This window comes from Chryseobacterium sp. FR054 (assembly GCF_056844565.1).
The window spans coordinates 1,357,607-1,380,268 of sequence record NZ_JBXDSA010000001.1 but is presented as its reverse complement, the minus strand read 5'-3'; the positions used below and the strand labels follow the sequence as shown (position 1 = coordinate 1,380,268).

The 22,662-nt window shown below is 40.9% G+C and carries 26 protein-coding genes; 5 read left to right on the top strand and 21 right to left on the bottom strand.

The window, feature by feature from the left end:
• Window positions 1-241 precede the first annotated feature (241 nt).
• Entirely contained in the window at window positions 242-2,845 is a 2,604-nt protein-coding gene (gene alaS, locus AC106S_RS06290; RefSeq protein ID WP_482438232.1) for an alanine--tRNA ligase, read from the bottom strand.
• A 453-nt stretch (window positions 2,846-3,298) separates the two neighbouring features.
• Here alaS and AC106S_RS06285 point away from each other — a divergent pair, with 453 nt between their 5' ends.
• The 4 genes from AC106S_RS06285 to msrB all read left to right on the top strand — a co-directional run bounded on the left by AC106S_RS06285 (window position 3,299) and on the right by msrB (window position 5,777).
• Window positions 3,299-3,853 (top strand): sigma-70 family RNA polymerase sigma factor, encoded by a 555-nt coding sequence (locus tag AC106S_RS06285; protein ID WP_482438231.1) that lies wholly within the window; start codon window positions 3,299-3,301, stop codon window positions 3,851-3,853.
• Between the two features lie 13 nt (window positions 3,854-3,866).
• Entirely contained in the window at window positions 3,867-4,139 is a 273-nt protein-coding gene (locus tag AC106S_RS06280; RefSeq protein ID WP_482438230.1) for a hypothetical protein, read from the top strand.
• A gap of 80 nt (window positions 4,140-4,219) precedes the next feature.
• On the top strand, window positions 4,220-4,666 hold the full coding sequence (locus AC106S_RS06275; protein ID WP_482438229.1) for a DUF417 family protein: 447 nt from the start codon (window positions 4,220-4,222) through the stop codon (window positions 4,664-4,666).
• A gap of 19 nt (window positions 4,667-4,685) precedes the next feature.
• Complete coding sequence (gene msrB, locus AC106S_RS06270; RefSeq protein ID WP_482438228.1) at window positions 4,686-5,777, top strand: peptide-methionine (R)-S-oxide reductase MsrB; 1,092 nt, start codon at window positions 4,686-4,688, stop codon at window positions 5,775-5,777.
• 705 nt (window positions 5,778-6,482) lie between these two features.
• Here msrB and AC106S_RS06265 read toward each other — a convergent pair.
• The 18 genes from AC106S_RS06265 to AC106S_RS06180 form a co-directional block, all read right to left on the bottom strand.
• Window positions 6,483-6,824 (bottom strand): LPXTG cell wall anchor domain-containing protein, encoded by a 342-nt coding sequence (locus AC106S_RS06265; RefSeq protein WP_482438227.1) that lies wholly within the window; start codon window positions 6,822-6,824, stop codon window positions 6,483-6,485.
• 16 nt (window positions 6,825-6,840) lie between these two features.
• Window positions 6,841-9,114, bottom strand: coding sequence for a hypothetical protein (locus AC106S_RS06260; RefSeq protein WP_482438226.1), 2,274 nt, complete (start codon window positions 9,112-9,114; stop codon window positions 6,841-6,843).
• A gap of 37 nt (window positions 9,115-9,151) precedes the next feature.
• Entirely contained in the window at window positions 9,152-11,173 is a 2,022-nt protein-coding gene (locus AC106S_RS06255) for a hypothetical protein (protein ID WP_482438225.1), read from the bottom strand.
• Window positions 11,174-11,271: 98 nt separating this feature from the next.
• Window positions 11,272-12,090: a phage baseplate protein gene (locus AC106S_RS06250; RefSeq protein WP_482438224.1), complete on the bottom strand. Its 819-nt coding sequence runs from the start codon at window positions 12,088-12,090 to the stop codon at window positions 11,272-11,274.
• Window position 12,091: 1 nt separating this feature from the next.
• Window positions 12,092-12,619, bottom strand: coding sequence for a hypothetical protein (locus tag AC106S_RS06245; RefSeq protein ID WP_482438223.1), 528 nt, complete (start codon window positions 12,617-12,619; stop codon window positions 12,092-12,094).
• A 1-nt stretch (window position 12,620) separates the two neighbouring features.
• Window positions 12,621-13,520 carry a nucleotidyltransferase gene (locus AC106S_RS06240; RefSeq protein ID WP_482438222.1) on the bottom strand — a complete coding sequence of 300 codons (900 nt, stop codon included), beginning with the start codon at window positions 13,518-13,520 and terminating at the stop codon, window positions 12,621-12,623.
• 1 nt (window position 13,521) lies between these two features.
• Entirely contained in the window at window positions 13,522-13,821 is a 300-nt protein-coding gene (locus tag AC106S_RS06235) for a hypothetical protein (RefSeq protein ID WP_482438221.1), read from the bottom strand.
• Window positions 13,811-14,104, bottom strand: a complete 294-nt coding sequence (locus tag AC106S_RS06230; RefSeq protein ID WP_482438220.1) for a hypothetical protein — start codon at window positions 14,102-14,104, stop codon at window positions 13,811-13,813. The genes AC106S_RS06235 and AC106S_RS06230 overlap by 11 nt, the downstream gene beginning before the upstream one ends.
• A 1-nt stretch (window position 14,105) precedes the next feature.
• Window positions 14,106-14,330: a hypothetical protein gene (locus AC106S_RS06225; RefSeq protein WP_482438219.1), complete on the bottom strand. Its 225-nt coding sequence runs from the start codon at window positions 14,328-14,330 to the stop codon at window positions 14,106-14,108.
• The gene (locus AC106S_RS06220; protein WP_482438218.1) at window positions 14,327-14,818 is read right to left on the bottom strand and encodes a hypothetical protein; all 492 of its coding nucleotides are present in this window, start codon (window positions 14,816-14,818) and stop codon (window positions 14,327-14,329) included. Before AC106S_RS06220 ends, AC106S_RS06225 begins: the two co-directional genes overlap by 4 nt.
• Complete coding sequence (locus tag AC106S_RS06215; protein ID WP_482438217.1) at window positions 14,818-15,816, bottom strand: hypothetical protein; 999 nt, start codon at window positions 15,814-15,816, stop codon at window positions 14,818-14,820. Before AC106S_RS06215 ends, AC106S_RS06220 begins: the two co-directional genes overlap by 1 nt.
• On the bottom strand, window positions 15,797-16,429 hold the full coding sequence (locus AC106S_RS06210) for a DUF6046 domain-containing protein (RefSeq protein WP_482438216.1): 633 nt from the start codon (window positions 16,427-16,429) through the stop codon (window positions 15,797-15,799). Before AC106S_RS06210 ends, AC106S_RS06215 begins: the two co-directional genes overlap by 20 nt.
• Before the next feature lies 1 nt (window position 16,430).
• Complete coding sequence (locus AC106S_RS06205; RefSeq protein WP_482438215.1) at window positions 16,431-18,053, bottom strand: hypothetical protein; 1,623 nt, start codon at window positions 18,051-18,053, stop codon at window positions 16,431-16,433.
• Between the two features lie 181 nt (window positions 18,054-18,234).
• Complete coding sequence (locus AC106S_RS06200) at window positions 18,235-18,642, bottom strand: hypothetical protein (RefSeq protein ID WP_482438214.1); 408 nt, start codon at window positions 18,640-18,642, stop codon at window positions 18,235-18,237.
• 18 nt (window positions 18,643-18,660) lie between these two features.
• Entirely contained in the window at window positions 18,661-19,098 is a 438-nt protein-coding gene (locus AC106S_RS06195) for a hypothetical protein (protein ID WP_482438213.1), read from the bottom strand.
• 8 nt (window positions 19,099-19,106) lie between these two features.
• Window positions 19,107-20,267 (bottom strand): DUF2586 family protein, encoded by a 1,161-nt coding sequence (locus AC106S_RS06190; RefSeq protein WP_482438212.1) that lies wholly within the window; start codon window positions 20,265-20,267, stop codon window positions 19,107-19,109.
• An 84-nt stretch (window positions 20,268-20,351) separates the two neighbouring features.
• A complete protein-coding gene (locus AC106S_RS06185; protein WP_482438211.1) occupies window positions 20,352-20,873 on the bottom strand; it encodes a hypothetical protein in 522 nt (173 codons plus the stop codon).
• Window position 20,874: 1 nt separating this feature from the next.
• Window positions 20,875-21,333: a CHAP domain-containing protein gene (locus tag AC106S_RS06180; RefSeq protein WP_482438210.1), complete on the bottom strand. Its 459-nt coding sequence runs from the start codon at window positions 21,331-21,333 to the stop codon at window positions 20,875-20,877.
• Between the two features lie 218 nt (window positions 21,334-21,551).
• On the opposite strand from AC106S_RS06180, the gene AC106S_RS06175 reads away from it, so the two are divergent.
• Entirely contained in the window at window positions 21,552-22,097 is a 546-nt protein-coding gene (locus tag AC106S_RS06175) for a hypothetical protein (RefSeq protein WP_482438209.1), read from the top strand.
• Here the strand turns inward: AC106S_RS06175 and AC106S_RS06170 are convergent.
• Both AC106S_RS06170 and AC106S_RS06165 read right to left on the bottom strand, forming a co-directional pair.
• Window positions 22,094-22,297, bottom strand: a complete 204-nt coding sequence (locus AC106S_RS06170; protein WP_062696604.1) for a hypothetical protein — start codon at window positions 22,295-22,297, stop codon at window positions 22,094-22,096. The two genes, AC106S_RS06175 and AC106S_RS06170, sit on opposite strands and share 4 nt — an antisense overlap.
• Window positions 22,298-22,382: 85 nt before the next feature.
• Entirely contained in the window at window positions 22,383-22,601 is a 219-nt protein-coding gene (locus tag AC106S_RS06165; RefSeq protein ID WP_482438208.1) for a hypothetical protein, read from the bottom strand.
• Window positions 22,602-22,662: the final 61 nt, after the last annotated feature.

Genomic DNA, 22,662 nt, shown 5'->3' with positions numbered 1-22,662 from the left:
CAGCGACGAATTCGCATCACTTTACCCACTTAAAATAAAGCGTAATTATTCATCAACTTTGCGTGACATCTTTTTAATCAACAAGTAATTTCAAACATGATCTATTGAGTTTTATTAATAAAATACATCCGATAATCGTATGTATAAGAGTTTAAGAATGAAATTTAAACAGGTTCTTAATAAAAAAACTTCTGAAAATTTTCAGAAGTTTTTAATGTTGTATGATATAAAATCTGTGATCTTAGATCGTTAATGCTTTTTGATAGGCATTTTCCAGACCGTCAAGGTTTTTACCGCCTGCTGTTGCGAATCCCGGGTTTCCGCCGCCGCCGCCCTGGATCTCTTTGGCAAGATCTTTAACAATAGCTCCGGCCTGATAATCTGCTGCAAGGTCGTCAGAAACTCCTACGGTGATCATCGGTTTACCATCAGCATCGGAAAGGATGATCGTGACTGAAGTCGGGATCTCTCTTTTCAGCTGGAATACAATGTCTTTCACAGAGGCTGCATCAAGGGAAGTTTTCTTTACAAGAAGCTGCTTGTTTCCTTTCTGCTCGTAAGCGTTTTTCCATTCTCCGATTTCACCTTTTGCTTTTTCCTTTTTAAGAGCATCTGCTTCAGCTTTCAGGGAAGCATTTTCTTCAATCAGCTTTTCAATGGATCTTACGACATCTTTAGATTTCAGCAACTGGGAAATTTCCAGCATCTGTTGTTCCAAGCTTTTGAAGTAGGCCTCAGACTCATCTCCGGAAATCGCTTCAATTCTTCTGATTCCCGCTGCTGCGGAACCTTCGGAAGTAATTTTAAAGTGACCGATTTCACTGGTATTTTTTACGTGAGTTCCTCCACAAAGTTCTTTTGAGCTTCCGAACTGAATCATTCTTACATTATCTCCGTATTTTTCACCGAATAAAGCCATTGCCCCTTTATCCAGAGCCTCCTGAATAGGAATATTTCTGAATTCCTGTAAAGCAATGCTGTCTTTGATCTTCTGATTTACTTTCTGTTCGATCAGTGCCAGCTCTTCTTCGGTCATTTTACTGAAGTGGGAGAAGTCGAAACGCAGATAATCCGGACCTACATAAGACCCTTTCTGCTCCACGTGAGTTCCTAAAACCTCTCTCAGTATTTCATGCAAAAGGTGGGTCGCAGAGTGGTTAGCCTGAGAATTCTTTCTGTCAGCAATATTTACTTTAGCATAGAAAACTGCTCCTGCGTCTTTCGGAAGACCGTTGAGGAGTGAAATAATCAGTCCGTTTTCTTTTTTGGTTTCCAGTACTTCGAAGCTTTCCGCTGCATTTTCCAGAATTCCTTTATCTCCAACCTGGCCTCCGCCTTCAGGATAGAACGGGGAGTTGCTTAATACCACCTGGTAAAATTCTCCGTCTTTATTTTCTATTTTTCTGTATCTTGTAATATAGGTTTCTGCTTCAAGCTGGTCGTATCCTACAAATGCTTCAGGCTTTTCTTCCAGTATTACCCAGTCGTAGACTTTTTTAGTATCTCTTCCTCTGGAACGGTCCTGCTGTTCTTTTCTTTTAGCATTAAATGCTTCTTCATCAATAGTCAGTCCTTTTTCTTCCGCAATAATTCTTGTTAAATCATCAGGGAATCCATAGGTATCATACAGTTCGAATACTTCCGGTGTAGGTAATACTTTCTGGTTGTTGGCAATGGTTTGCTGGATCAGTTTTTCAACTCTTACCAATCCGTTTTCAATGGTATTCAGGAAAGATTCCTCTTCACTTTTGATCACCTCCGTAACCAGTTTGCCCTGCTTTTCTATTTCCGGGAAGAATGGTCCCATCTGTTCCTGAAGAACAGCCACCAGTTTATACAGGAAAGGTTCTTTTATATCTAAGAATCGATAGGAGTAAGAAACGGCTCTTCTTAAGATTCTTCTGATCACGTATCCTGCTCCTCCGCTTGAAGGAAGCTGTCCGTCTGCAATAGCAAAAGCAACTGCCCTGATGTGGTCTACCACCACCCGGATCGCGATGTCTTTTTCATCTTCTAAAATTCCGGTATATTTCTTTCCTGACAGTTCTTCCACTTTGGTAATAAGCGGAGTGAATACATCAGTATCATAGTTGGACGATTTTCCCTGAAGAGCCATACACAGACGCTCAAAGCCCATTCCTGTATCTACGTGCTGTGCCGGAAGTTTTTCAAGCGATTTATCTGCTTTTCTGTTGAATTCCATGAAAACCAGATTCCATACTTCCACTACCTGAGGATGGTCGTTATTCACCAGCTCAAGTCCTGAAACTTTAGCTTTTTCTTCCGGAGTTCTCAGGTCTACGTGAATTTCTGAGCATGGTCCGCATGGTCCGCTTTCTCCCATTTCCCAGAAGTTATCCTTTTTGTTTCCGTTGATGATTCTGTCTTCAGAAATATGGGATTTCCAGAAGTCATAGGCATCCTGGTCTCTGTCAAGATTTTCTGAAGCATCCCCTTCAAAAATGGTTACGTATAAATTCTCCTTTGGAATTCCGTAAACTTCAGTAAGCAATTCCCAGGCAAAAGCAATAGCATCTTTTTTAAAATAATCTCCAAAAGACCAGTTTCCCAACATTTCGAACATGGTATGGTGATAGGTATCTCTACCTACATCATCCAAGTCGTTATGTTTTCCTGAAACTCTCAGACATTTCTGTGTATCGGCAATTCTTGGGGCGGTAGGTGTTTTATAGCCTAAGAAAAAATCTTTGAACTGCGTCATTCCTGAGTTGGAAAACATAAGGGTAGGGTCGTCTTTCAGCACAATTGGAGCTGAAGGAACGATAATGTGGCCTTTACTTTTAAAGTAATCTAAAAATTTTTGACGTATCTCTTGTGATGTCATATGTATTGCTTTGCTTTTTAATCCATTTTATGATAAGATGCAAATTTAAGATTTTTAAGCGATTCGGATGTAATTTTATATGATGTTTTGAATAGTACCGGATGTACGTTTGTCCTGCCGAAAAATTATTGTCTGTAAAATCTGCTGATCCGGGATCCGGGATAAAGCGGAGTGTGGCGGAGGGGTTAGATATTTTGGTGAAAGATGATTGGAAGGACATGAATTTTACAGCTATAAAATGCATAGGTTTTAAAAATCAATCAAGCCTGGTTCTGCTGAAAAGTGAGCAGTCCGGTACCTCTTTTTCGGTGTACGATAAAAAGCCACTGCTGATTGAAAAAATGTTGTGTTTTTATAATTTACTTATTATATTCGTTTAAATAAATTTAAAATTTTCTGCTGAACGGTCCGGATTTGATAAAGAAGCTCCGGAAGCCGCAGAAAGAAAGAATAATGACGAAAAACGAAGTACTGAAAAACTGGGTGGAGATGTATTCCGGACTTCTTTTGAAAAGGGCGGTCTATCTGCTTTCAGATAAGGAAGAAGCTGAGGATATTGTTCAGGATGTTTTTCTGGCTGCATTTTCATCATATGATTCTTTTGAAGAGAAAAGCAAGCCACTGACCTGGCTTACGGCTATTCTGAACAGAAAAGCTGCTGACTTTTACCGTAAAAAATATAAATCGGAACCACAGATCAGACTGGATCACTTTTTTGATGAAACAGGTTCTTGGAGAAATGACGGGGTATTGAATGACTGGAATGTCTCGGACAGGGAATCTGAGCTTCTAGATGATAAAGATTTTAATAAAATACTGGAGGACTGTATCGACAGTTTACCCTCCAGATGGAAGATTCCGTTGAAAATGTATTACCTTCAGGAACAAAAAGCACCTGAAGTGAGTCAGGAATTACATATTTCTACGACTAATCTGTGGAAGATCCTTCAAAGAAGCAGAATGCAGCTGAGAGAGTGTCTGGATCTGAACTGGTTTGCCAACTTATAACCATATCTGAAACATGCTGAGAAAATTTATTCATATTTTGTTCCTTCCATGCAGTATCGCTACGATGCTGATGGAAAAAAGAAATGCGCGGACCATTTCCCGGAAGGAGAACTGGCAGCTTTCTGTGCATCTGAAGATCTGTAAGTGGTGCAGGGCCTATGAATCGAAACTTAAAATTTTAGACGATATTTTAAAAAGAAAACTGGCTAAGACGGAAAAGTCTGAAATAAATGATTCTGAAATTCAGTGTTTTAAAGAGAAAATTCTTAAAAATTTAGATCTTTAGAAAAATAAGTGTCAGGATTCTGAATCTGTTCCGACTATACTTTTGAAAATAATAAAAGTATCATTCAAAATCCTAAAAACATGAACGGAACATCACAATTCAACAGTCATTCAGGAACGTACCGGACGGGGTATTATGTTTCTCTTTTTGGGGCAGCACTTATATTGCTCTGGATTGGAATATTTAAATTTACCCCTACGGAAGCCGCCGCGATCAGGCCCCTGGTTGAAAACCACTTTCTCACCTTTTTCGTATATGATATTATGAGTATTCAGACAGTGTCAAATACTATCGGAATAATAGAAATTATCATTGCTCTGTTATTGATATTTAGTGTGAAATTTGCATTTCTACGTAAGTATGCCGGAATAGGAATGACCGTGACTTTTCTGATCACACTGAGTTATCTGTTTAACACACCGGGAGTATGGAAAACAGTGGATGGGGTTCCTGTTACAGATTTTTTTATTCTGAAGGATCTGGTTCTTTTAGGATTTGGCCTGATGATCATAAGCAACAACAAGTAAAATGGATAAAAAGAAAAAAATGAAAAATATACTGATTGTCCTCGGAATTATTCTGGGGGTTGCAGTTTTTGCTGCAGGAACCGGCTTTTTGAAAGATAAAAAGCCTAAAGTAGTAACAAGAGAAAATGAGGAAATTATGAATAATAAAAACGTGAGAGAGATTTATTTTGCCGGAGGATGTTTTTGGGGAACCGAACACTTTTTTCAACAGATCCGCGGAGTGGTAGGAACGGAAGTAGGCTATGCCAACGGAAACACCAAAAATCCTACCTATGAGGAAGTCGTAAGCCATACCACAGGGTTTGCCGAAACCGTAAAAGTGAAATATGATCCTGAGCAGGTAGACCTTAAACTGCTGATTGATCTGTATTTTAAAACTATTGATCCTACAAGTAAGGATCAACAGGGGAATGACAGAGGAAATCAGTACAGAACAGGAATTTATTTTACAGATAAAGCTGATGAAGCTGTTGTAAAAGATGAGGTTCAGAAACTGGCTAAAAATTACAGTAAACCTGTTGTTGTGGAAACAATTGCCCTGAAAAATTTTTACAGAGCAGAGGATTACCACCAGGATTATCTGGATAAGAATCCAGGCGGCTACTGCCATATTGAACCGGGACTTTTTGAAATGGCAAAAAAAGCCAACCCGCTTCCGAAAGCCCAATACCAGAAGCAGGATAAAAAAGTTTTAAAAGAAAAACTGACCGCCGAACAGTATAACGTAACTCAGGAAAACGGAACGGAAAGACCTTTCCAGAATGAATACTGGAACGAAACCCGTGAAGGAATTTATGTGGATATTACTACCGGAGAACCTCTGTTTATTTCCACTGATAAGTTTGAATCCGGATGCGGATGGCCAAGTTTTTCGAAACCAATCACCAAAAAACTGATTGATGAAAAGTTAGACCGTTCCCACGGAATGAGCAGGGTAGAGGTAAGAAGCAAAACCGGAGATGCTCATTTGGGACATGTTTTCACAGATGGTCCTGCAGATAAAGGAGGTCTCCGTTACTGTATCAACAGTGCTTCGCTGAAGTTTATTCCGAAGGCGGAGATGGAGAAAAAAGGGTATGGGGAGTACCTGCCTTTGCTGGATAAAAAGTAATAGAAAATAAATGAAAAATGGAAGGGTGAATTTTAGGATTCATCCTTTTTTTATTTTTAAAGTTTTGGATAATATGCAGATTTTTGTTGTATGTTCTGTTTAATTTGAAATGGATAGAATTTTTCTGATGGGGTGTAAATTTATAGGGACAGGAATTTTTCCTGTCTTGTGTTAAGCCGTCCCTTCGGGACTGTGGTTTTATACGGACAGCGATACCAGGTGCCGGAAAGGGTTTTCGAGATGTCTTTTTTTTCAGGTAAAAGGATACGGTATTATATTGGACAGGAATTTTTCCTGTCTTGGGTTAAGCCGTCCCTTCGGGACTTTGGTTTTATACGGACAGCGATACCATGTGCCGGAAAGGGTTTTCGAGATGTCTGTTTTTTCAGGTAAAAAGGATATGGTATCATATTGGACAGGAATTTTTCCTGTCCTGGGTTAAGCCGTCCCTTCGGGACTGTGGTTTTATACGGACAGCAATACGAGGTGCCGGAAAGGGTTTTCGAGATGTCTTTTTTTTCAGGTAAAAAGGATATGGTATCATATTGGACAGGAATTTTTCCTGTCTTGTGCTAAGTCGTTCCTTCGGAACTCTGTGTTTTTAGAGAAAGAGGTTGGGGTTGTCTTATTTCATATAACCCAAAAACACCCTTTCGGGTGTTTCATGGCAGTATTACTAAAAAATTACAGGATATTTTTAATAATTCAATTTTCTTTAAGTTTTGATCTCAGTTTGGCATTCTCATTTTTCAGGTGATCGTTGATGCGTTTCTGGATGTTTATTTCTTCTTCCAGCAGTTTGATTTTCCTTTCTGCCAGGTTTGAGAATTCTTTAAATTTCACTTCGTAACGTCCGGCAAGATCGTCAAGTGCATCTTTGTAGAGCTTGACCAGTTTGTCGGCGTTTTCTATTTCTTTTCCTTCATTGTCGGCATCCATTCCGGCGACTTCGGCGTTCATTTTCTTTTTTCCGAAAACAAATCCTGCCAGGCCTGTGGCCAGAAGTCCCAAAAAAGTGCTTAAATGCTCGGTTAGTATTTCTTTCATATTATATTATTTGTTGTTAGCTTATTCCGGGATAGAGGCGAATTTCTATAATACCCACGGTCCCGGAAAGTTCTGCCGGACGGGAATCCAGTACTCTGAAAATATCCAGTACAACATTACCTTTATCTGAATATACGGCACGGCAGTCTGTCACAAGTTCTTTGTCAAAATAATTTATTTTGCTGTCGATCCACCAGTTTCCATAATGTTCTTCTTTGAAGGTTCCGATGTACCTGCCTGTTGAGTCGTGTTTCCATTCGATATTACCGATTGTATTCTCAAGATCTATGAACAGAGGGTCAAAGTTTCCGTCTTCGGTAAAGTTCAGAAATGCGGTATATACTTCGTAAGGTCTTTTATACTGATATTCAAGCTTCTCTTCCACCCATTGTTTCTGAACAAAGGAGTTCGGCTCATAGTTATTTCCATAATAGTCTGCTCCTAGTAATCCTGCCCCTCTTACATTAGATTTTACTTCAATGTAAGAATTTCTGTCATCAAGTTTAATAGACTTCGGCCCGTTTTCAACAGTTGCTTCAAAAAAGTTCACTGAAATATTGGCATCTTTAGTGACCATTGATAAGAGCCCGTCATTAATATAGAGTTCAGAAGATCCGCAGTGCAGCATTCCTAAGAATTCATTAGAGAATTCAAGAGAACCGTTAAGTGGTTTTCCCGGGACTGTACCTGTTAACGGGATATAATCCACCTTATCTTCAGTTCCGAATGTACCATCCGGTCTTGCTACGATATTTTTGGTGTAGGATGCATCTGCGGCAGGCATTCTCAGTACCTGTAAGCTGGTATCGAATCTCAGCCATCTGTCTGCAAAGTTTCCTTCGATAAAGTGGGTCTTGTAATAATTATTATCTTTTGCTGTAAAGTTATTGATAATGAATTTATTGTACTGCTGTCCGTTCAGCTCCAGGTTGGACCCGATAATAATACTGTTTTCCCCCCAGACCCCCATAGGATGTCCGGTGGTATTGGCTCCGATGACAATGTTGGACGACCATTTGCCGCTTCCTCCTTTACCCCAGTTCAGACCGGCCTGATAGCCCAGGAAGGTATTGTTATTTCCTTTAATGTTACACCCTGTCCATTTTCCAAGCATGGTGTTTCCTGAACCGCCTTCAATGCCATATCCTGCCGATACTCCTATTAAGGTATTGTCATCACCTGTGGTAAGCCCTTTCGCTGAATCAAGTCCCAATGCAACGTTGGCACCTCCCGTGGTAAGTCCCTGTGCGGCAAAATGTCCTATTACGGTGTTGGACGACCCGTCAGTGAGGGCCGGCATATTATTATATCCTACGGCAATATTGTATACTCCGGTATGATCGGGATTGATATTTCCGAAAGAAAATGAATAGGTTGCCGGATTGGCTCTTAAAACCGCATGTTTGCCGGGCAGCCCGGTTCCGTCTGTTTCTTCAGTGAAGGCAATGCCTTTGGGGGCATAATGGTTACGGTTCATCACTGATGCCAGTGTTTCGGCAGCGACAGGTACTGTATAGGTGAATCCCCTTCTTCTTTCAATATGGTAAATACCATCTTCTAACGGTTTGTCAACTTTATTATCTAAGCTCTCCTGGAGCCCATTTACCATTGATATCGATACCGTAGAAACTCCTGTATTGAGATAGTTGTTAACATTCTTTTTATCGCCGCCTATATAGAAATACAGGGTGTATTGGGGTTTCAGGGTCGTAGACGAGTCAATGTCATGGATTTCCATGTCTACTGAGATGTAGGTGGGAATAGCAACGATATCACTTTCTTCATACTGATAAGCATCAGAATTATATATAAAGTCATTAATTGTCGTTTCTTGTGCCTTAAAGATTCTGGTTAAAGCCAGTGATTCCAGTTTATCGGCCGTAATTTTTCCTTCGCTGTTTACATAATCATCAATCATCATGAACTGGTCTTTTGACTGAGTCTTTGTATACACGTTTCCGATAAGAGGATCACTGTCTATTGTGGCGACATTCTCGGGAAGCTCACCTACGTTTAAAGCTTCTTTCCAGGCCTGCTTGTCTGATGCAGAAAGGTTGGTTGCGTTTCTTTTCGCTAAAAATGCGCTATGTGCTTCAGGATCTGAAAGGTGAAGTTCATATAACGGTTTGTCTACTTTATTTTGTAACAGATTTTCAAGACCCGTAATTTTATTGGTGGGTATTGATTCATCTTTGTGCCAGAATGATGACCATGAAGCCTGGAACTGTTCCTGGGTAGGGAAGTCTCCGGTTTCAAAATAGCTGTATATAGTATTTAATGGAATTGACATAATTTTTATAATTGAATAATGATCTTATATTTTTTGCTTAAAATGTAAAAGCCTGGACAACAGATCCGCTAATGGTTTTCTGTTTGGAGCTGTTTGAAGCAGTCAGTGATAAGCAAACCGCTTCTGTTGTAGAGGTAACGGATTGTATGAGGGAAGTACTGCCTACTGTCAGAAACTGAGTATACACATTTCCTTGTCTCATGATAATAATATTGGCACTGATAACTGTCGCACCCGGTTCAATTTTGGTAGCAAGGGACGAAATATTATTCCAAACCAATACAGATTCATAACCGCCACTTCTGAAACTTGAACTTATCACTCTTAAAAATGAATTATCTGCTAAGGTTAAAGGGATATTTTTTTGAATTAAACCCAGGTAACCATAAAAATCATACGTATCATTAACGGTAGCCGGCACCACTGTTGAAAGAGCCATATTCATTTCCAGATAGAAGTTGGTGTTGGCTTCAAAAACAACATCACTTTTAGCACTTGCTACAATAACATTGGGTTCGTAAGCATACGCTTTATTGCTAGGGCTTGAATTATACCTGAACAATCCTCCGTTAACGTTAAATATATTTCCTTCCTGTTCCGGCGTGTACGATTTGGTTTCCCATTTAAGCCCGCTGATATCAATATTATTGATCGTATCCACAACATTGATGGTGCCTGTCGTTCTATGTACCTGGATCGTTGGATTAGTCGTTCTGATGACCAGGTTGTACTTATTGCCGGATTGCAGAGCATCACCATACACCGAAACAATCATCGATAATCCGTTGGCAAAGGTCTGAAATCCTAAACATTCAATTTCACCGGTTCCGATAGCATTTCCGACCGGTATAAATTTAATGGAAGTAAATGCCGGATTGACATTGAGGTTTAATCCCTGCAATACAAAGTATCTGACAATGTGATCATTTTTAATAACCGGAGGAGTAACTCCGTATACATTCAGATTTCCGTTGGAGTATTGGTTATTCCAATCGGTTCCAAATTGTTCTTTCTGTGCTTTGGTGAGCTTTGCAGGCAATTTCAAAAATTCAGACGGCAGATCCTCAGTGGTTAAAATGGTCTTTTTGATTCCCACACTGTTTGTGAATAAAAGGCTTCTGTTGAAGGCGGTAATCTGATTATTGACCGTTTCATTATTGTCCTCCAGAATATACCCTGTACTTCGCACCCTTCCTGTTAAATGCAACTGTTCAGCAGGGGTTGTTAATCCTATTCCAAGCTTGCCGGCATTATGGAAAACACCTGAATCTTTAAAATCGGTTCCGTTCCAGTACAGAAGGTAGTTGGAGGCGGGATTGACTGCTTTCCAGGTGACGGTTCCACTTAGATTGGACGCAATATAGTTTCCCGAGGCAGTAGGTTTGTTCATTTTGGTGTTTAAAGCCTCCTGTAATCCTTCTACCATTCCAATAGTTACATTGGATAAGCCGGTTGGCAGGTAGTTTTCAACGTTTGCTTTATCACCGCCGATATAAAAATACAGGGTATATTTCCAGTCTGCAGAAGGAATCGCAATAATATCACTCTCTTCATACTGATAGACATGGGTGTTGTTTACAAAATCCTGAAGAGTGTATTCGTTTGCTTTAAAGATCCTGGTAAGAGCTAATGATTCCAGTTTATCCGCGGTAATCTTTCCGTTATTGTTTACATAGTCATCAATCATCATGAACAGTTCCCGGGACTGCGATTTTGTATACACATTCCCCACAAGCGGATCATTGTCTACCGTAGCAATATTGTCCGGAAGCTGTCCTACATTCAGGGCTGTTTTCCATGCTTCCTTATCTGTATCGGAAAGATTGGCTGCATTTTTTTTAGCTAAAACCGCTGCGTGGGCTTCCGGATCGGAAAGATGCAGCTCATACACGGATTTATCTGCTTTATTCTGTAATGTATTGGTTAGGTTGGTGATTTTGTCCGCAGGGATGGAATCATCTTTATGCCAAAACGATGACCATGCGGACTGAAACTGTTCCTGGGTAGGGAAGTCTCCGGTTTCAAAATAGCTGAATATTTGGTTTAAAGGTATTTTCATTGCGTTTCAGTTAATGATATAGTCAAAAAGGTTTTTTATTGATCTTAAAGATGGTCTGTAAATGATTTTTGTTATTGAACATCCTCCTGGTGTTTAGGTTACTGGAAGTTCGGTTCTATGTAGATGGCGATTCTGGATGGCTGGATATTGTTGTGAGGCTGGTTTCCACCAACTTCGCTGGTATTTCTGTAACCATCTACCAATGTTCCTCCTGTGCCGCTGGCTCCTCTGCTTCCTATGCTCCAATAATGCTGGTGTGAGTGTCTCGGCATCTGCTCAATAGTCAGAGTATGGGTTTTTGAACCTACTTCACCGCCCAGATTCTGAAATTCGGATTCTGCGGGATTCCAGCCTACAATGGTTTTTCCTCTGAAATCCAGACACTCTTTCCATCCTGCAGGAATTTCGGAAACAGGTTTTCTCCAGGCTATGACAATTCCTCCATTGATGAAAGGTGCGGTTTTCTGTTCCAGTTTTGCAATCCTGGCCGTTAATGCGGAAACATCAACCTGGGTTGCGGTGTTATTGACTTTAATCTGGATGTTTTTAAGGGTTTCCAGCTTTACAAATTCAGACCAGTTATAGCTTACGGTACCGGTACCGAATTTTACTGTTCTTTTTTCGATTAACGTTTTGGGAAACTGGTCTTCAAATATTTTCGTAATGTTTTCTGTGTGTACATATACGGTAGCGGTAGGAGAGTAAAGGCCTCCTTCGAAATAATAAAGTTTGCCTTCGATGGCTACAATACCCGGGTTTACACTGGCACCTATCACATCGCAGCCAGACAGGATTGTTTTGTCTCCTGCAAGATCTCCCAATGCTTCAAAGATCTCATAGGCCTCTTCGATGGTAGCCATCAGGTCATTAGTTAACGGCACACCACCTGTTTGTAAAAATTTGAAATTATATTTCATATTAATATTCTTTTGTTTTTATTTGGTATCTCTTGGAAGGCAGCTTATAAAAGTCTATATCTGCTTTCAGCTGGTCCATATTCATTAACGGGATGTCCGGGGCTGATGCATTTACCGGTATTTCTACGATAAAATCATACTCGCTGTACAGTTCTGCTTCTGTCCAGAGGTACAAGGGTCTTTCATCTCCGAAAAGCCATTTTTTCTTCGGGTCATTCACACTGAGATTATTGGTTTCCCCTTCGGTGTAAACATAAACCCCGTCATGCTGGACTGCTTTTATAATTTTAATCCTGTTTCCTGCCCGGTCATGGTTATAATTCAGAATACTCTGAAGCGAAAACTTCTGATAGTTGTACTTCATTTTTCTGATATTGTCTTTTCTTTCTCTTCCGAATTCTATATACAATTCTTCGATATAAAAGATTAAGACAGACATTAAATTCAGGACCGATCCTGTTCTCCAGAAGGTAAAAAGCCACCAGTTGGCAAGTCTTTTAAAATTGATATTGAATAGGTTGTCATTCATACTATTGTGCTTGATAATTAATATATTCAATACCGCTCCAGTCTTCCTGCTGAGAGTCCGGATCTTTTAAAGTAAAGCTTCCTGAACTTGGAATTCTGCTGATTTCTATCGGCTGGAAATTTCCGTATCCCGGTGCTCCGGCTTCTATCCATCTGCTTGATACTTCTTTGTTTAAAAGATCTGTAACTCCTTCCACGGCTAAAATTGCAGCTTCAAGTTTCTGAACACTCAGTTCTCCGTTGAATGGAAGATTCTTTAAAAACCTTTTGATAGCGTCCTGAACCGGAAATCTGGAGGTCCGGATACTCATTCCGTTCTGAAGAAGGACTCCCGGATTATAGCAGATTTTAAACTGCAGCCTTAAAATATCCGGTTTGTAATTCACAATGACAATATTGTCTCCTGCGGCCTGAATTTCTTCGATATAAGCTGTGAAAGCCTCTTTGATCTGATTGCTTACCGGAACGATTTCGTCATTCTCTTCGGTGGCAATTTTCATAGAGATCTTGGAGCTGTTGGGAGCTTTCGTCACTGCTACATATTTGATGACTTTTGAAAGGTCAATTTCTTCCTGGGTGGCCACCACTTCGTTTCCGCCGGCATTCTCATATGTAGGGGAGAACTGGTCGCTGTCCGGAAGCAGGCTGAAACCATACTGAAATCTCAGTGCCTGGTTTCTGTACCATCTTAATGTGGGAACTTTCTGTTCCCGGATCAGGGTTTCAATTTCTTTGAGGTGAAGTTTACAGGCTTCCTGAAAGTTCCAGATCACAAAGCCTACGGTTTCAAATATTTTGGTCCAGAAAGAGGTTCTGGAAGATGTATTGAGGCCCTGCAGACCGGGGTTTTCATTTTTAAGCTGTAAAATCTGATTAATTATTTCCTGAAGTGTTTTATTCATCTTAACTTACTTTAAAGGTGTTTCCTATTTGCATGTAACCAATTCCTTTCAAGGACGGGAACTGGTTTTCCTGTTCCAATGTGGTGCCTGTTGCGGGCTTTATCATTCTTGATGTATAATAGTTGGTAACATCAATATTTTTTTCCAATTCATCCGGAATAATAAGCCTGGTTCCGGAGGCAAGAAGGTCGGAAACAGCCATTCCGTTGGCTATGGCAATATCAAAGCATTTCTGAACATCTCCTGTGTACTGTATGGAGATATCTAAAATCGACTGCCTGTTTAATACTTTAATCTCCATAATCTGCTTCTATATCTATTTCAAGGTTTTCATCAATTTTTATCTTCTGCACGTTCATTCCGTCTGCGAAGAATTCCTGGCGGATCTCTCTGGCCAGTTCATCAGGAGCGGCATGTTCCAGGTATTTTCTTGCTCCGACTCCGTTTTTCGGGAAAAGTTTAATTTCTCCTTTGTCTGCTAATAGCAGGGCTTTCTGGTGTTCATAAGTACTTTCACCAAAAGCGAAGTCTCCTTCTGCAAACTGCAGCTCAAAATTTTCATCTAAAAGAATATCTACTGGCATACTATGTTATATTTCCTGTTCCTGTACCGGTTTGGGCAGTGGCCGTTCCCGTTGTGTTTACGATTACTTTTACCTGTCCGGCTTCTACAAATTTTCTGATTGCTTTGGCCATGGCTTTGGCAATTCTGGTTCTTGATGCTCCTGCATCGTTCTGTTCAGCGGCCTCATCTTCCATAATGCTGAGCAGTTCGCTGATAAGTATTGGTTCTGCTGCGCTTAAACTCATTTTAAAAGGGATTTAAATTCATTTCTAAGGTTCTCGAAATCCGCAAGGTTGATCAGGTTGATGGTAGGGCCGTAGTTGGTGGTAAACTTCATCTCCCGGATGGCATCAAAAAGCTGATCCACCAGTTTGGCGAAGTTTTTTCCGTTGGCTTCCATATGAATCCTGTCGGTGAGCTCAACGCTGGCTTTTCCTGTTGTCCAGTAGAATTTCTCTACCACATCACAGGCAATAATCATCCAGTCGTCATCATCTTCCACTCTTACGGCGAGGACATAGCTTCCTACTTTGGGAATCTGGATAAAGCTTTTGTTGCCGGTAAGTACCGGACGCAGCCTTACATCCAGATACTCCTGGCCGTCTTCATCAATCAGAATGCATACTGCTTTTTCTTCGTTTACAGATTTTACCTGTGCGATATTGCTTACCGCCGGGGCATGTGAGCTGGCGATCTGTCTTAGACCTTCTCTTATATATTCTGGTGTTGCCATTATTTCTGCATTAAAAATCCTAATGTTACCGTCTGTCTTCCTCCCGAAGCCCCGAATTCGCCGCTTACGCTTTCAATAAAGTATTCGCCGGTTTTGTCGGGATACATTCCTCCTTCAAGCTCCAGCACCATTCCTTTTACGGCATATGGTTCCAGGAAGAGGGTGATATTTCCCTCATAGCCTTTATAATTTTCCCTGGTCTGCAAACGGTTGGCGATCTGCTTTAAGAACTGGGCAGGAATTCCGGCCTTTACTTTCAGGCTTTTCTCGCTGGTAGGTTTCTCCTGGTCAGATTTCGTTTTGTTTACTTCTCCTTTGTCATTTTTCTCCCGGATGACGATCCGGGTGGTTTTATCTACGGCCTTTTGCTTGAACTCATCATCTTTTACCGTATTCCAGCCTATTCTGGCCTTTATCCTGTCCTGTACTTTGCCATAAAGGGTTCCCACGAAGATTTCGTTCATGTTGAAATAGACGGCGAGTTTACATTCATCTTTCAGCCATTCCAGGACTTTGATTCCGTTGACGTTTTTGAACCTTACGTTCTTCAGCGGAATATCCGGTATCTCTTTGGAAACAACGATATCCGTTCCCAGAATAAGGTCCTCCAAAAGCTTTTTAACAGTAACAGAAGGGTAGGATTTGTTGAACATGATCTCATACAGCTGGTATCCGTATCCTTCGCATTCTATCTTCACGGGGATTCCCATGTTGACTCTTTTCACAAAGCCCTCAAATCGTTTTTTATTGGCTTTATTATAACCTAAGGAAACGCTTACCTTATCACCTTCCCTGAAAGCATAACCCATTCTCTCACTGCTTGTACGCTCTTTATTGAGGTCCTGGGTCTGTACTTTATCTGTCCTGAGGTAGCTGATCCTGGGAAGTTCAATCGTGCATGAATCTATAAAAGATCCTACTTCGCTTTTCCAGGTTACCTTGCTGGCTTTTACATTTTTTTCATCTGCAATAGAGATGTTACTGGTTAGTGTTAGCATTTTTCTGTGGTACTTCTAAGTCTTTTACATCTGCAATGAAATCACTCTCGCAGGTAAGGTTAAATGGTCTTATCCAATGCGTTTTTCCCTGTGTTTCCGGGAATTCCAGAGAGGTAACCGCCACACGGCAGCTTCTGTCCAGAAACATTTCCGGATAGCCTCCGTGAAGGGTTACAGGAAGATCTGTTTCGAAGATGTTCTTAAGTTTCTCAATGTCACCTTCAGGAACTTTTCTGTTTTTATCAATCAGAAAACCTCTGATGGTAAACTTGTAATCATCAACATTAAACATTTCCTTTACGGTTCCTTTTCTTTCGCTCACTGCGGTTTTCACAATGGTTTTGCTGAGATTCACTGCAATGGTGCAGGCATCTATTGTAAGGGAATCACTGATGTTTCCATTGATTCTGAATTCAGCGGGAAACCAGATATCCTTGCCATAGGCTCCTTCTTTGTTGAAAGGAATGTCTTTTCTGCTGTTATGAATCTTATTCCTGCCGGTATTCTGTGAAATTCTGATGTTTTCTGTATCCCCGGCTGAACCCGGAAGGTTGAATGGGGTTCTTGAAAAATAGGATTTATATAAATTTTGTAAATCAAAAACTGTCTGCATCTTATATTACTTTTGCTCCGTTATATAGAACACGTCCCAGGCATTCCATTACTATACTTTCTAACTGATCTGATGTTTCTCCGGAATTCAGGGTGTTGAACTGAATGGTATCGAAGAATTTGCCCAGGGTGATATTGATGGTTTTCTGTCCTCCGCCGGAAACGGTATCTCCGGTTTCCTGTGATTTAGCGGCATTGTTTCTTCTTATATTTTCCCCCTGATTAATCGCTGTGGGCCTGCTTCTTGCTGTGAGATCTGTGGTACTTGGTTTGAAATTGAGTCCGGCTTCCTGGGCTTTAAGATCTTTAGTCAGATCTTTAGGAACGGTAATTTTAACTTTGGGTTCTATGGCCACTTCTTCTCCGCCAACAATTTTTCTGACCCATCGGTAAGCTGTTTCAATCGCATCCAGAATGGGCCTCAGTACACTTTCCCAAATGATTTTTATCCCATCTGCAAGCCATCCAACCATCGTTAAAACAGCTCCCAATACTTTATAGACACCTGTGAAAATATCACTGATCAGTACGCTTTTCGAGATCCAGTCAATGATTCCGCTTACAATACTCCATACGGCACCGAAAATGCTTCCTAAAGTATTCCAGACAATAGAAAAATATTCCTGAATCGTGGTTACAAACCCTCCCCATGCATTGGTTTCTCCTCCTAGATTGAGAATAAAATCATAAGCTGTACTTAAACTTCCTACAATCTGATCCATATAAGGTTTCACCAGCGTCATGAGAGGTTCAAAACCTTTTACCAATTGAACACCGACATCCAATGCACTTGATATAATGGGAAGAAACGCGGTTCCTAAGTCTGTAAGCGTACTGTCGAAAGTCTTTTTAATTCTATCCCATTTGGCTTCCACGGTATTGCTTTGTGCGTCCAGACCTCCTTCAAAGATTCCTCCTTTTCCTCTGGAATCGGCAAGAGATTTACTTAGCATGTCATAGGTAATGTTCATGCCTTTCAGCTGTTCAATGCTTTTGCCTGTGGATGATGACAGGGCTGCGTAAATATCGATGCCGGCATCACCAAACTGCTTAAGCTGATCACCGGATGCCACGCCTTCACTTTTGATTTCTTTCAGCTGTTCAGAGAGTTTTGAAAGTTCATTACTTCCTCCTCCGGCAAAGCTGACCGCATTGGCCAGATTCATGATTTCTTCTCTGGCCCTTTTAGCGTCACCGTCCACAGAAATAAGACCCTTGTTGGCATCTAATAAAGTTGCCTTATCATAAGAAGTGGCATTTGAATCAGCATCAATATTTTTATAAGCTTCGGTAGCTCCTTTTTTTCCTAAAAATCCTGAGAGATTAACAATGTCTTTTTCTTTCTGAATGGCTCCTGTAATGGCAGAGGTAAGGCTTTTCTTGGTGAAATCAAGAAGGAAAGTACCTGCGGCACTGGCGGCTCCTATAAGTGCAGTTCCGAACTTTGTGTTTTTAAATGCTGCAAAGTCTTGTTTCAAAAGTTCATAACCCTGTTTTACTGTTGCTGAAAGATCCTGCATTTTTTTGTAGGTATCCTGTGAAACGGTACTGAACGCCTGAGAAAAGCTCTGTGACCATTCTTGTGCATTTCTTACAAAGTCTGTTATACTACTATTATTGTTCATAATTTAAAATTTTCTTTCGCCTTGTTTTTTCCAAATTTCTAAGGCTATTCCGGTGCGATAGAAAAACTTTTCATCACCCCAATTCTTTAATGCATCGGCTCCAAACTGCATACTTCCAAAAACAATCAGGAACTCTATTCCTTCGGTCTTTTTATCAGAGAATGAACTCCGGCCGGCTTCACTAAGCGCGAAAAAAGTCGGCTTTCTTGCTCTCCAGAATGTTGTTCATCTGTAAGAACACGGCGATGAAGCAGTCTTCATCTTCAATCAGCTGATAATCTCCGTCAATCCAAAGCTGTTCTACGATCATGGCTACGGCTTTGCTCATTCCGTTGGAGCCGATAGCGGTAAGATAATCACCCAGGTCATCTGCTTTAGGTGGTCTGAGAACAGCAAGGAAGTCATCCACCTTCAAATAAATAAGGTCTCTGTTGCCGTACTCTTTTTTCCACTCATCAAGCTTTTTAGCCGTATATCTTGCCTCGAAAGGACCAAGATCTTTTACTGCATCTTTCTTGGTTTCCCGGGTCTTTTTTTCTTCTTTAGATTTTCTGTTATTGAAAATTTCCTGTAATTTTTCGTTTGCCATTTTATTTTGTTTTACTGATTATACAATTCTTCTGCTCATTGCGATATATGGAAGGGTAACCTCTCTGTTTTTAGCCCCCTGTTCCATTTCAAAACCGTCTTCTGTGAACTGAACTCCTGAAGTAACGATGGTTGTTCCTTTGTCAGAAGCTTTTTTCTTGTAAGAAATCGTGATGACGATAAGTTCGTGGGGAACCTCAGTGATGTCATCGTAGCCTGCATCTCTTGCGGCTTTGTTCAGAGCGTCTGCTTCGAAACCTAAAAGCTTGATGTTTCCTTCGTACTTGGTATTTCCTTTTGAAATATCGATAGGCTCGTTTCCGGAACCGTAGATATGCTCGGATTCAACTGTTTTTTTTGTACTGAAACCTCTAAGTCCTTTGATTACTTTTGATAACACTTTCACTTCAAAATGAGCCCATGCGCATTCTGATGATGTAATATTAATATTCGCCATGTTTTAAATTAAATTGTTTTTGTTAAACCCATGTTCAGTACAATCCATGTCATATAGCCTAAAGGCTGGATCTGAATCTGTTTTTCAAGGGTGTTTGTGTTGATTAAATCCTGGTCTAACGGGACCAATACTTCCGCTCCGCTGATCTGTCCTGCCATGTTGTTCAGTAGCTGGGCTCTTGTAAGCTCTTCCAGGTAAACGGCATCTGCTTCATTCAGTTTTCCGTCGGCAGCCATTCTGATGGAAGATTCCAGGAACGGCGTGTCTGTTGCCGTAGAGATTCTCTGTGCCTTGTCGATCAGTCTTCCGTGAACCAGTGTTCTGAAGTCGTCTGAACCGGCCATTTTATCTACACTGAAATAGTAACCCGCTGCTCCTTCTCTGGTGTGGAAAGTGATGAAACCTGCATCGGTAAACAGGTCTAATTTTTCAACCGGAATACGGTCTACTTTATCTGCTCCGATATACGCTTCTGTGATGCTTAATGCACCGTTCTGCCCGTCTCCGATTTTTACGTGAGCAGGATATTTACAGGCTCTTGCCAGAACCAAAGCTACGGATGCGGATCCGTCATTTTTTGATCCTCCAAGAACCACTCCCGCAAATGTGTTGTTCGCAGATTTCGGTTCAAAAACAGGAGTTGCAGAGGCATCTTTTACTCTCCCTTCGATTAAAATCCTTACCGGTCTGTTGATGGACTGCTGGTACTGAGCTAATGTTTTGGAAGCTAATAACGCTTTCTCAACGTCTTTGTCTAAAAAACCTGCAGGAGAAACGTAAGATGCATCCGGGTTTCTGCAAACTCCTACTAAGTTTACTCTACCATTGGAAGCGGTAAGAAGTTTTTTTACGCCTGCTTCGTTGGTGCTTTTAACGGCTTCTTCCATTGTTGTTGCGGCTGGTGTTCCTAAGATCCACAGCTCCTGGCTTCCTCCAAGCTCCTGATAAAATTCATTGATTGCCTGAAACAAGAACGGTTCGTCCTGCTCAGTGTACCCTTTGGTTTTAGCGTCTTCCGGTGAGTAAACAGTCTGCACTTTACCGATATTGGTCAGTGCGCTGGCTGTTCCCACGATTCCTGCAACGCCATCGATTACCTGAATCTGACGAAGTAAGTTGCCTGAAGCCACATTCGCTTTTACTTTTGGTGTTCCATTTCCTTGTGACATTTTTTACTTATTTTTTAAAAAGTTGTTGTACATATTTTTGAATCAGAAATCCTTTTTCTGTTCGTTTTTTATTTTTAAATGGTGTTAAATGATCTTTTTCCATCTGATGATGAGGACAAGAGCGAACAGGGCGAGTGCACCAAGAAAGATTCTTCCGAGCCATAGCTGTGTTTCCTGAAACCATGACAGAGCCTTTTCTCTGTATATAGGTTTTTCAATGTAAATTGGTGTTTTCTCGTGTTCTTTGATATAGGTTTCCCGCCATGTTTTAAATGACTCCTGTGCCTGTTTATAGCATTCTACCGATAGTTTTCCGTCAATAACCGATACTTTCGGTGTCAGCAGGCCGCTTCCGGAGGTATTTCCGTTACGGCTGATATTTTTACTGAATTCAGGGTCTTTCAGAACCGGTTTTCCGTTGATGCATTCTATCAGTGCGTGATAATAGGTGCTGTCTGCCTCGGTTCTGAAGATGGTGTCCTTAACCACGGTTACCACTTCTTTCGTATTTTCGATGATCACCGGTTCCTGAGGCTTCCTGTTTAGGCAGGAAACCTGAACCAGCGAAACAAAAAATAACGATATGAAAAACATGAATTCTTTCATTCTAATATTGTATATATCCTTTGATGGATGTTAATGTTCTTTTTCTTCTGCACACCTTGATGCCTTCCCGGCTTCCGTTATCGTTCGTATTTCCTTCTATGGTGTAGATGTACTGAGAATCGAATTTTTCAACGAAACCGGTGTGGCCGAGACCTTTTCCGAAGTCCATGATGAATACAGATCCCACGGAGGGTTTTGAAGATTTCCTTTCTTTGGGAGCATTATTCCATGCGTATAAAACTCCGCCTGTTCTTATGGCTGTGTTGCCGGTTTTATTCTGCCTGGCAGCTTCATTGAAGCACCAGTAGACAAAGGCCATACACCAGCTTGCCGGAAAATTGATCCCCACCGATGCCAGATAGGTTTTAACGGGGATTCCCCAATTTGAGCCCTGAGGTTTTTCCTCCTGTCCTATTTGGGTAATGGCGACTTTTAATGCGGTTGCAGATAGTGAATCCATATTAATAATTGAGTGTTGTGTTTGTTTTGTGAGTACAAATTTCCAACATCCTGCAACGGTTTGAAAATAACAGCGCAAGGATTGCACACCTTTTTTCAAATGCCCTGTTTAAAGCTCAATTTTGTACTGTGAAATAGTGTAGGCGGGAAAAATGAAAGCCTGTTTAGTAAAGCTGTTCCACAACAGAACTTAATTTGAGAAACTATAATTTAATACTTATGGAAGAATATTTTTATGTACAGTTATTAGTAGATCTTCAGGAAAGAATTGCCCGGGAGGTTCCGGAGATTCAGTATATCGATCAGCAGCTGGGCCAGCTTGAAAGTGCCCAGGGAACACCGGGTGCGGTAACTTATCCGGCTTTATTCATTGATTTTCCTGAAGCCATGTATGATGTGGATTTCCCGGAAGCATCGTATTCCGATATGTCTGCAAACAGGCAGTTGGGAAATGTTCCGGTATCTTTTCAGCTGGTATCGGATGATGCATTTCCGACATGGCACGGGATTCCGGTTGAAGAAAGAAAAAAAGGGTTTGATTTTTTAAGAATCGAGCAGAAGCTGTATCAAGCGCTTCAGGGCTGGAGCAAAGATTATTTCTCACCATTATCAAGAACAATGGTGAAAAGTACAAGTAAGCAGCATGCCGGATTTAAAGTAAGAGAACTGATCTTTACGACGCAGTATGAGGATGTATCGGCCAGTCCTGAAGAAACGCGGGCTGAAATAGAGCGTTATCATTTTTCAGTAATAGGCGTGAACTAAAATAAAGTAAGCTGGGTTTCCTCTTTGGGAATCACCATTCCTTTGATGTTCATCCACTGTCTGTAAGAAAGATGGATGTTGTATTTGGGGAAAGTATGTCTTACGATTTTGGTATCAGGAACATCGGCGTGCTTGTGTGCATTATAAACACTTATAATGTACCGGGCACGTTTGATGTAATTTTTATTGTTGTAAGACATAAGGCAAAATTAAAGGGTCTTTTTGTACAAGTCAAGGCGATTTTCGGCCACAAAAAAAGCTATGGATGCCCATAGCTTTTGGTATTTAGAGTAACGGAGGCTTCTTTTGGAACTCCTTTAGGGCCACACTTTTTAAGGTGTTCAGAACGGTTGGATCTTGTCTGTTAATGAGTGCATAGGTCTCATACTGAGGGTAATCCCTGCGTTCCGTGCTTATTTCCAGAGTGATTATCGTGTAACCTTTTCTTTCGAGGGCTTCTTTTACTTCGGTAGTGGTGTACCAGTGACCGTTTATTTTGATCATGTTATTGAATTTAAAGGTTGTAAATGGCTGGAAGACGGATGCTGGAAGAGGGGATTTACAG

What these genes read in the sequence shown, in the direction of transcription:
- AC106S_RS06200 (WP_482438214.1), bottom strand. Translation starts at nt 18,642, where the DNA reads ATGGCAAACGAAAAATTACAGGAAATTTTCAATAACAGAAAATCTAAA.
- AC106S_RS06165 (WP_482438208.1), bottom strand. Translation starts at nt 22,601, where the DNA reads ATGATCAAAATAAACGGTCACTGGTACACCACTACCGAAGTAAAAGAA.
- AC106S_RS06230 (WP_482438220.1), bottom strand. Translation starts at nt 14,104, where the DNA reads ATGCCAGTAGATATTCTTTTAGATGAAAATTTTGAGCTGCAGTTTGCA.
- AC106S_RS06250 (WP_482438224.1), bottom strand. Translation starts at nt 12,090, where the DNA reads ATGAAATATAATTTCAAATTTTTACAAACAGGTGGTGTGCCGTTAACT.
- msrB (WP_482438228.1), top strand. Translation starts at nt 4,686, where the DNA reads ATGAAAAATATACTGATTGTCCTCGGAATTATTCTGGGGGTTGCAGTT.
- AC106S_RS06195 (WP_482438213.1), bottom strand. Translation starts at nt 19,098, where the DNA reads ATGGCGAATATTAATATTACATCATCAGAATGCGCATGGGCTCATTTT.
- AC106S_RS06175 (WP_482438209.1), top strand. Translation starts at nt 21,552, where the DNA reads ATGGAAGAATATTTTTATGTACAGTTATTAGTAGATCTTCAGGAAAGA.
- AC106S_RS06185 (WP_482438211.1), bottom strand. Translation starts at nt 20,873, where the DNA reads ATGAAAGAATTCATGTTTTTCATATCGTTATTTTTTGTTTCGCTGGTT.
- AC106S_RS06285 (WP_482438231.1), top strand. Translation starts at nt 3,299, where the DNA reads ATGACGAAAAACGAAGTACTGAAAAACTGGGTGGAGATGTATTCCGGA.
- alaS (WP_482438232.1), bottom strand. Translation starts at nt 2,845, where the DNA reads ATGACATCACAAGAGATACGTCAAAAATTTTTAGATTACTTTAAAAGT.
- AC106S_RS06225 (WP_482438219.1), bottom strand. Translation starts at nt 14,330, where the DNA reads ATGAGTTTAAGCGCAGCAGAACCAATACTTATCAGCGAACTGCTCAGC.
- AC106S_RS06205 (WP_482438215.1), bottom strand. Translation starts at nt 18,053, where the DNA reads ATGAACAATAATAGTAGTATAACAGACTTTGTAAGAAATGCACAAGAA.
- AC106S_RS06280 (WP_482438230.1), top strand. Translation starts at nt 3,867, where the DNA reads ATGCTGAGAAAATTTATTCATATTTTGTTCCTTCCATGCAGTATCGCT.
- AC106S_RS06180 (WP_482438210.1), bottom strand. Translation starts at nt 21,333, where the DNA reads ATGGATTCACTATCTGCAACCGCATTAAAAGTCGCCATTACCCAAATA.
- AC106S_RS06210 (WP_482438216.1), bottom strand. Translation starts at nt 16,429, where the DNA reads ATGCAGACAGTTTTTGATTTACAAAATTTATATAAATCCTATTTTTCA.
- AC106S_RS06170 (WP_062696604.1), bottom strand. Translation starts at nt 22,297, where the DNA reads ATGTCTTACAACAATAAAAATTACATCAAACGTGCCCGGTACATTATA.
- AC106S_RS06235 (WP_482438221.1), bottom strand. Translation starts at nt 13,821, where the DNA reads ATGGAGATTAAAGTATTAAACAGGCAGTCGATTTTAGATATCTCCATA.
- AC106S_RS06220 (WP_482438218.1), bottom strand. Translation starts at nt 14,818, where the DNA reads ATGGCAACACCAGAATATATAAGAGAAGGTCTAAGACAGATCGCCAGC.
- AC106S_RS06190 (WP_482438212.1), bottom strand. Translation starts at nt 20,267, where the DNA reads ATGTCACAAGGAAATGGAACACCAAAAGTAAAAGCGAATGTGGCTTCA.
- AC106S_RS06275 (WP_482438229.1), top strand. Translation starts at nt 4,220, where the DNA reads ATGAACGGAACATCACAATTCAACAGTCATTCAGGAACGTACCGGACG.
- AC106S_RS06245 (WP_482438223.1), bottom strand. Translation starts at nt 12,619, where the DNA reads ATGAATGACAACCTATTCAATATCAATTTTAAAAGACTTGCCAACTGG.
- AC106S_RS06240 (WP_482438222.1), bottom strand. Translation starts at nt 13,520, where the DNA reads ATGAATAAAACACTTCAGGAAATAATTAATCAGATTTTACAGCTTAAA.
- AC106S_RS06265 (WP_482438227.1), bottom strand. Translation starts at nt 6,824, where the DNA reads ATGAAAGAAATACTAACCGAGCATTTAAGCACTTTTTTGGGACTTCTG.
- AC106S_RS06215 (WP_482438217.1), bottom strand. Translation starts at nt 15,816, where the DNA reads ATGCTAACACTAACCAGTAACATCTCTATTGCAGATGAAAAAAATGTA.
- AC106S_RS06260 (WP_482438226.1), bottom strand. Translation starts at nt 9,114, where the DNA reads ATGTCAATTCCATTAAATACTATATACAGCTATTTTGAAACCGGAGAC.
- AC106S_RS06255 (WP_482438225.1), bottom strand. Translation starts at nt 11,173, where the DNA reads ATGAAAATACCTTTAAACCAAATATTCAGCTATTTTGAAACCGGAGAC.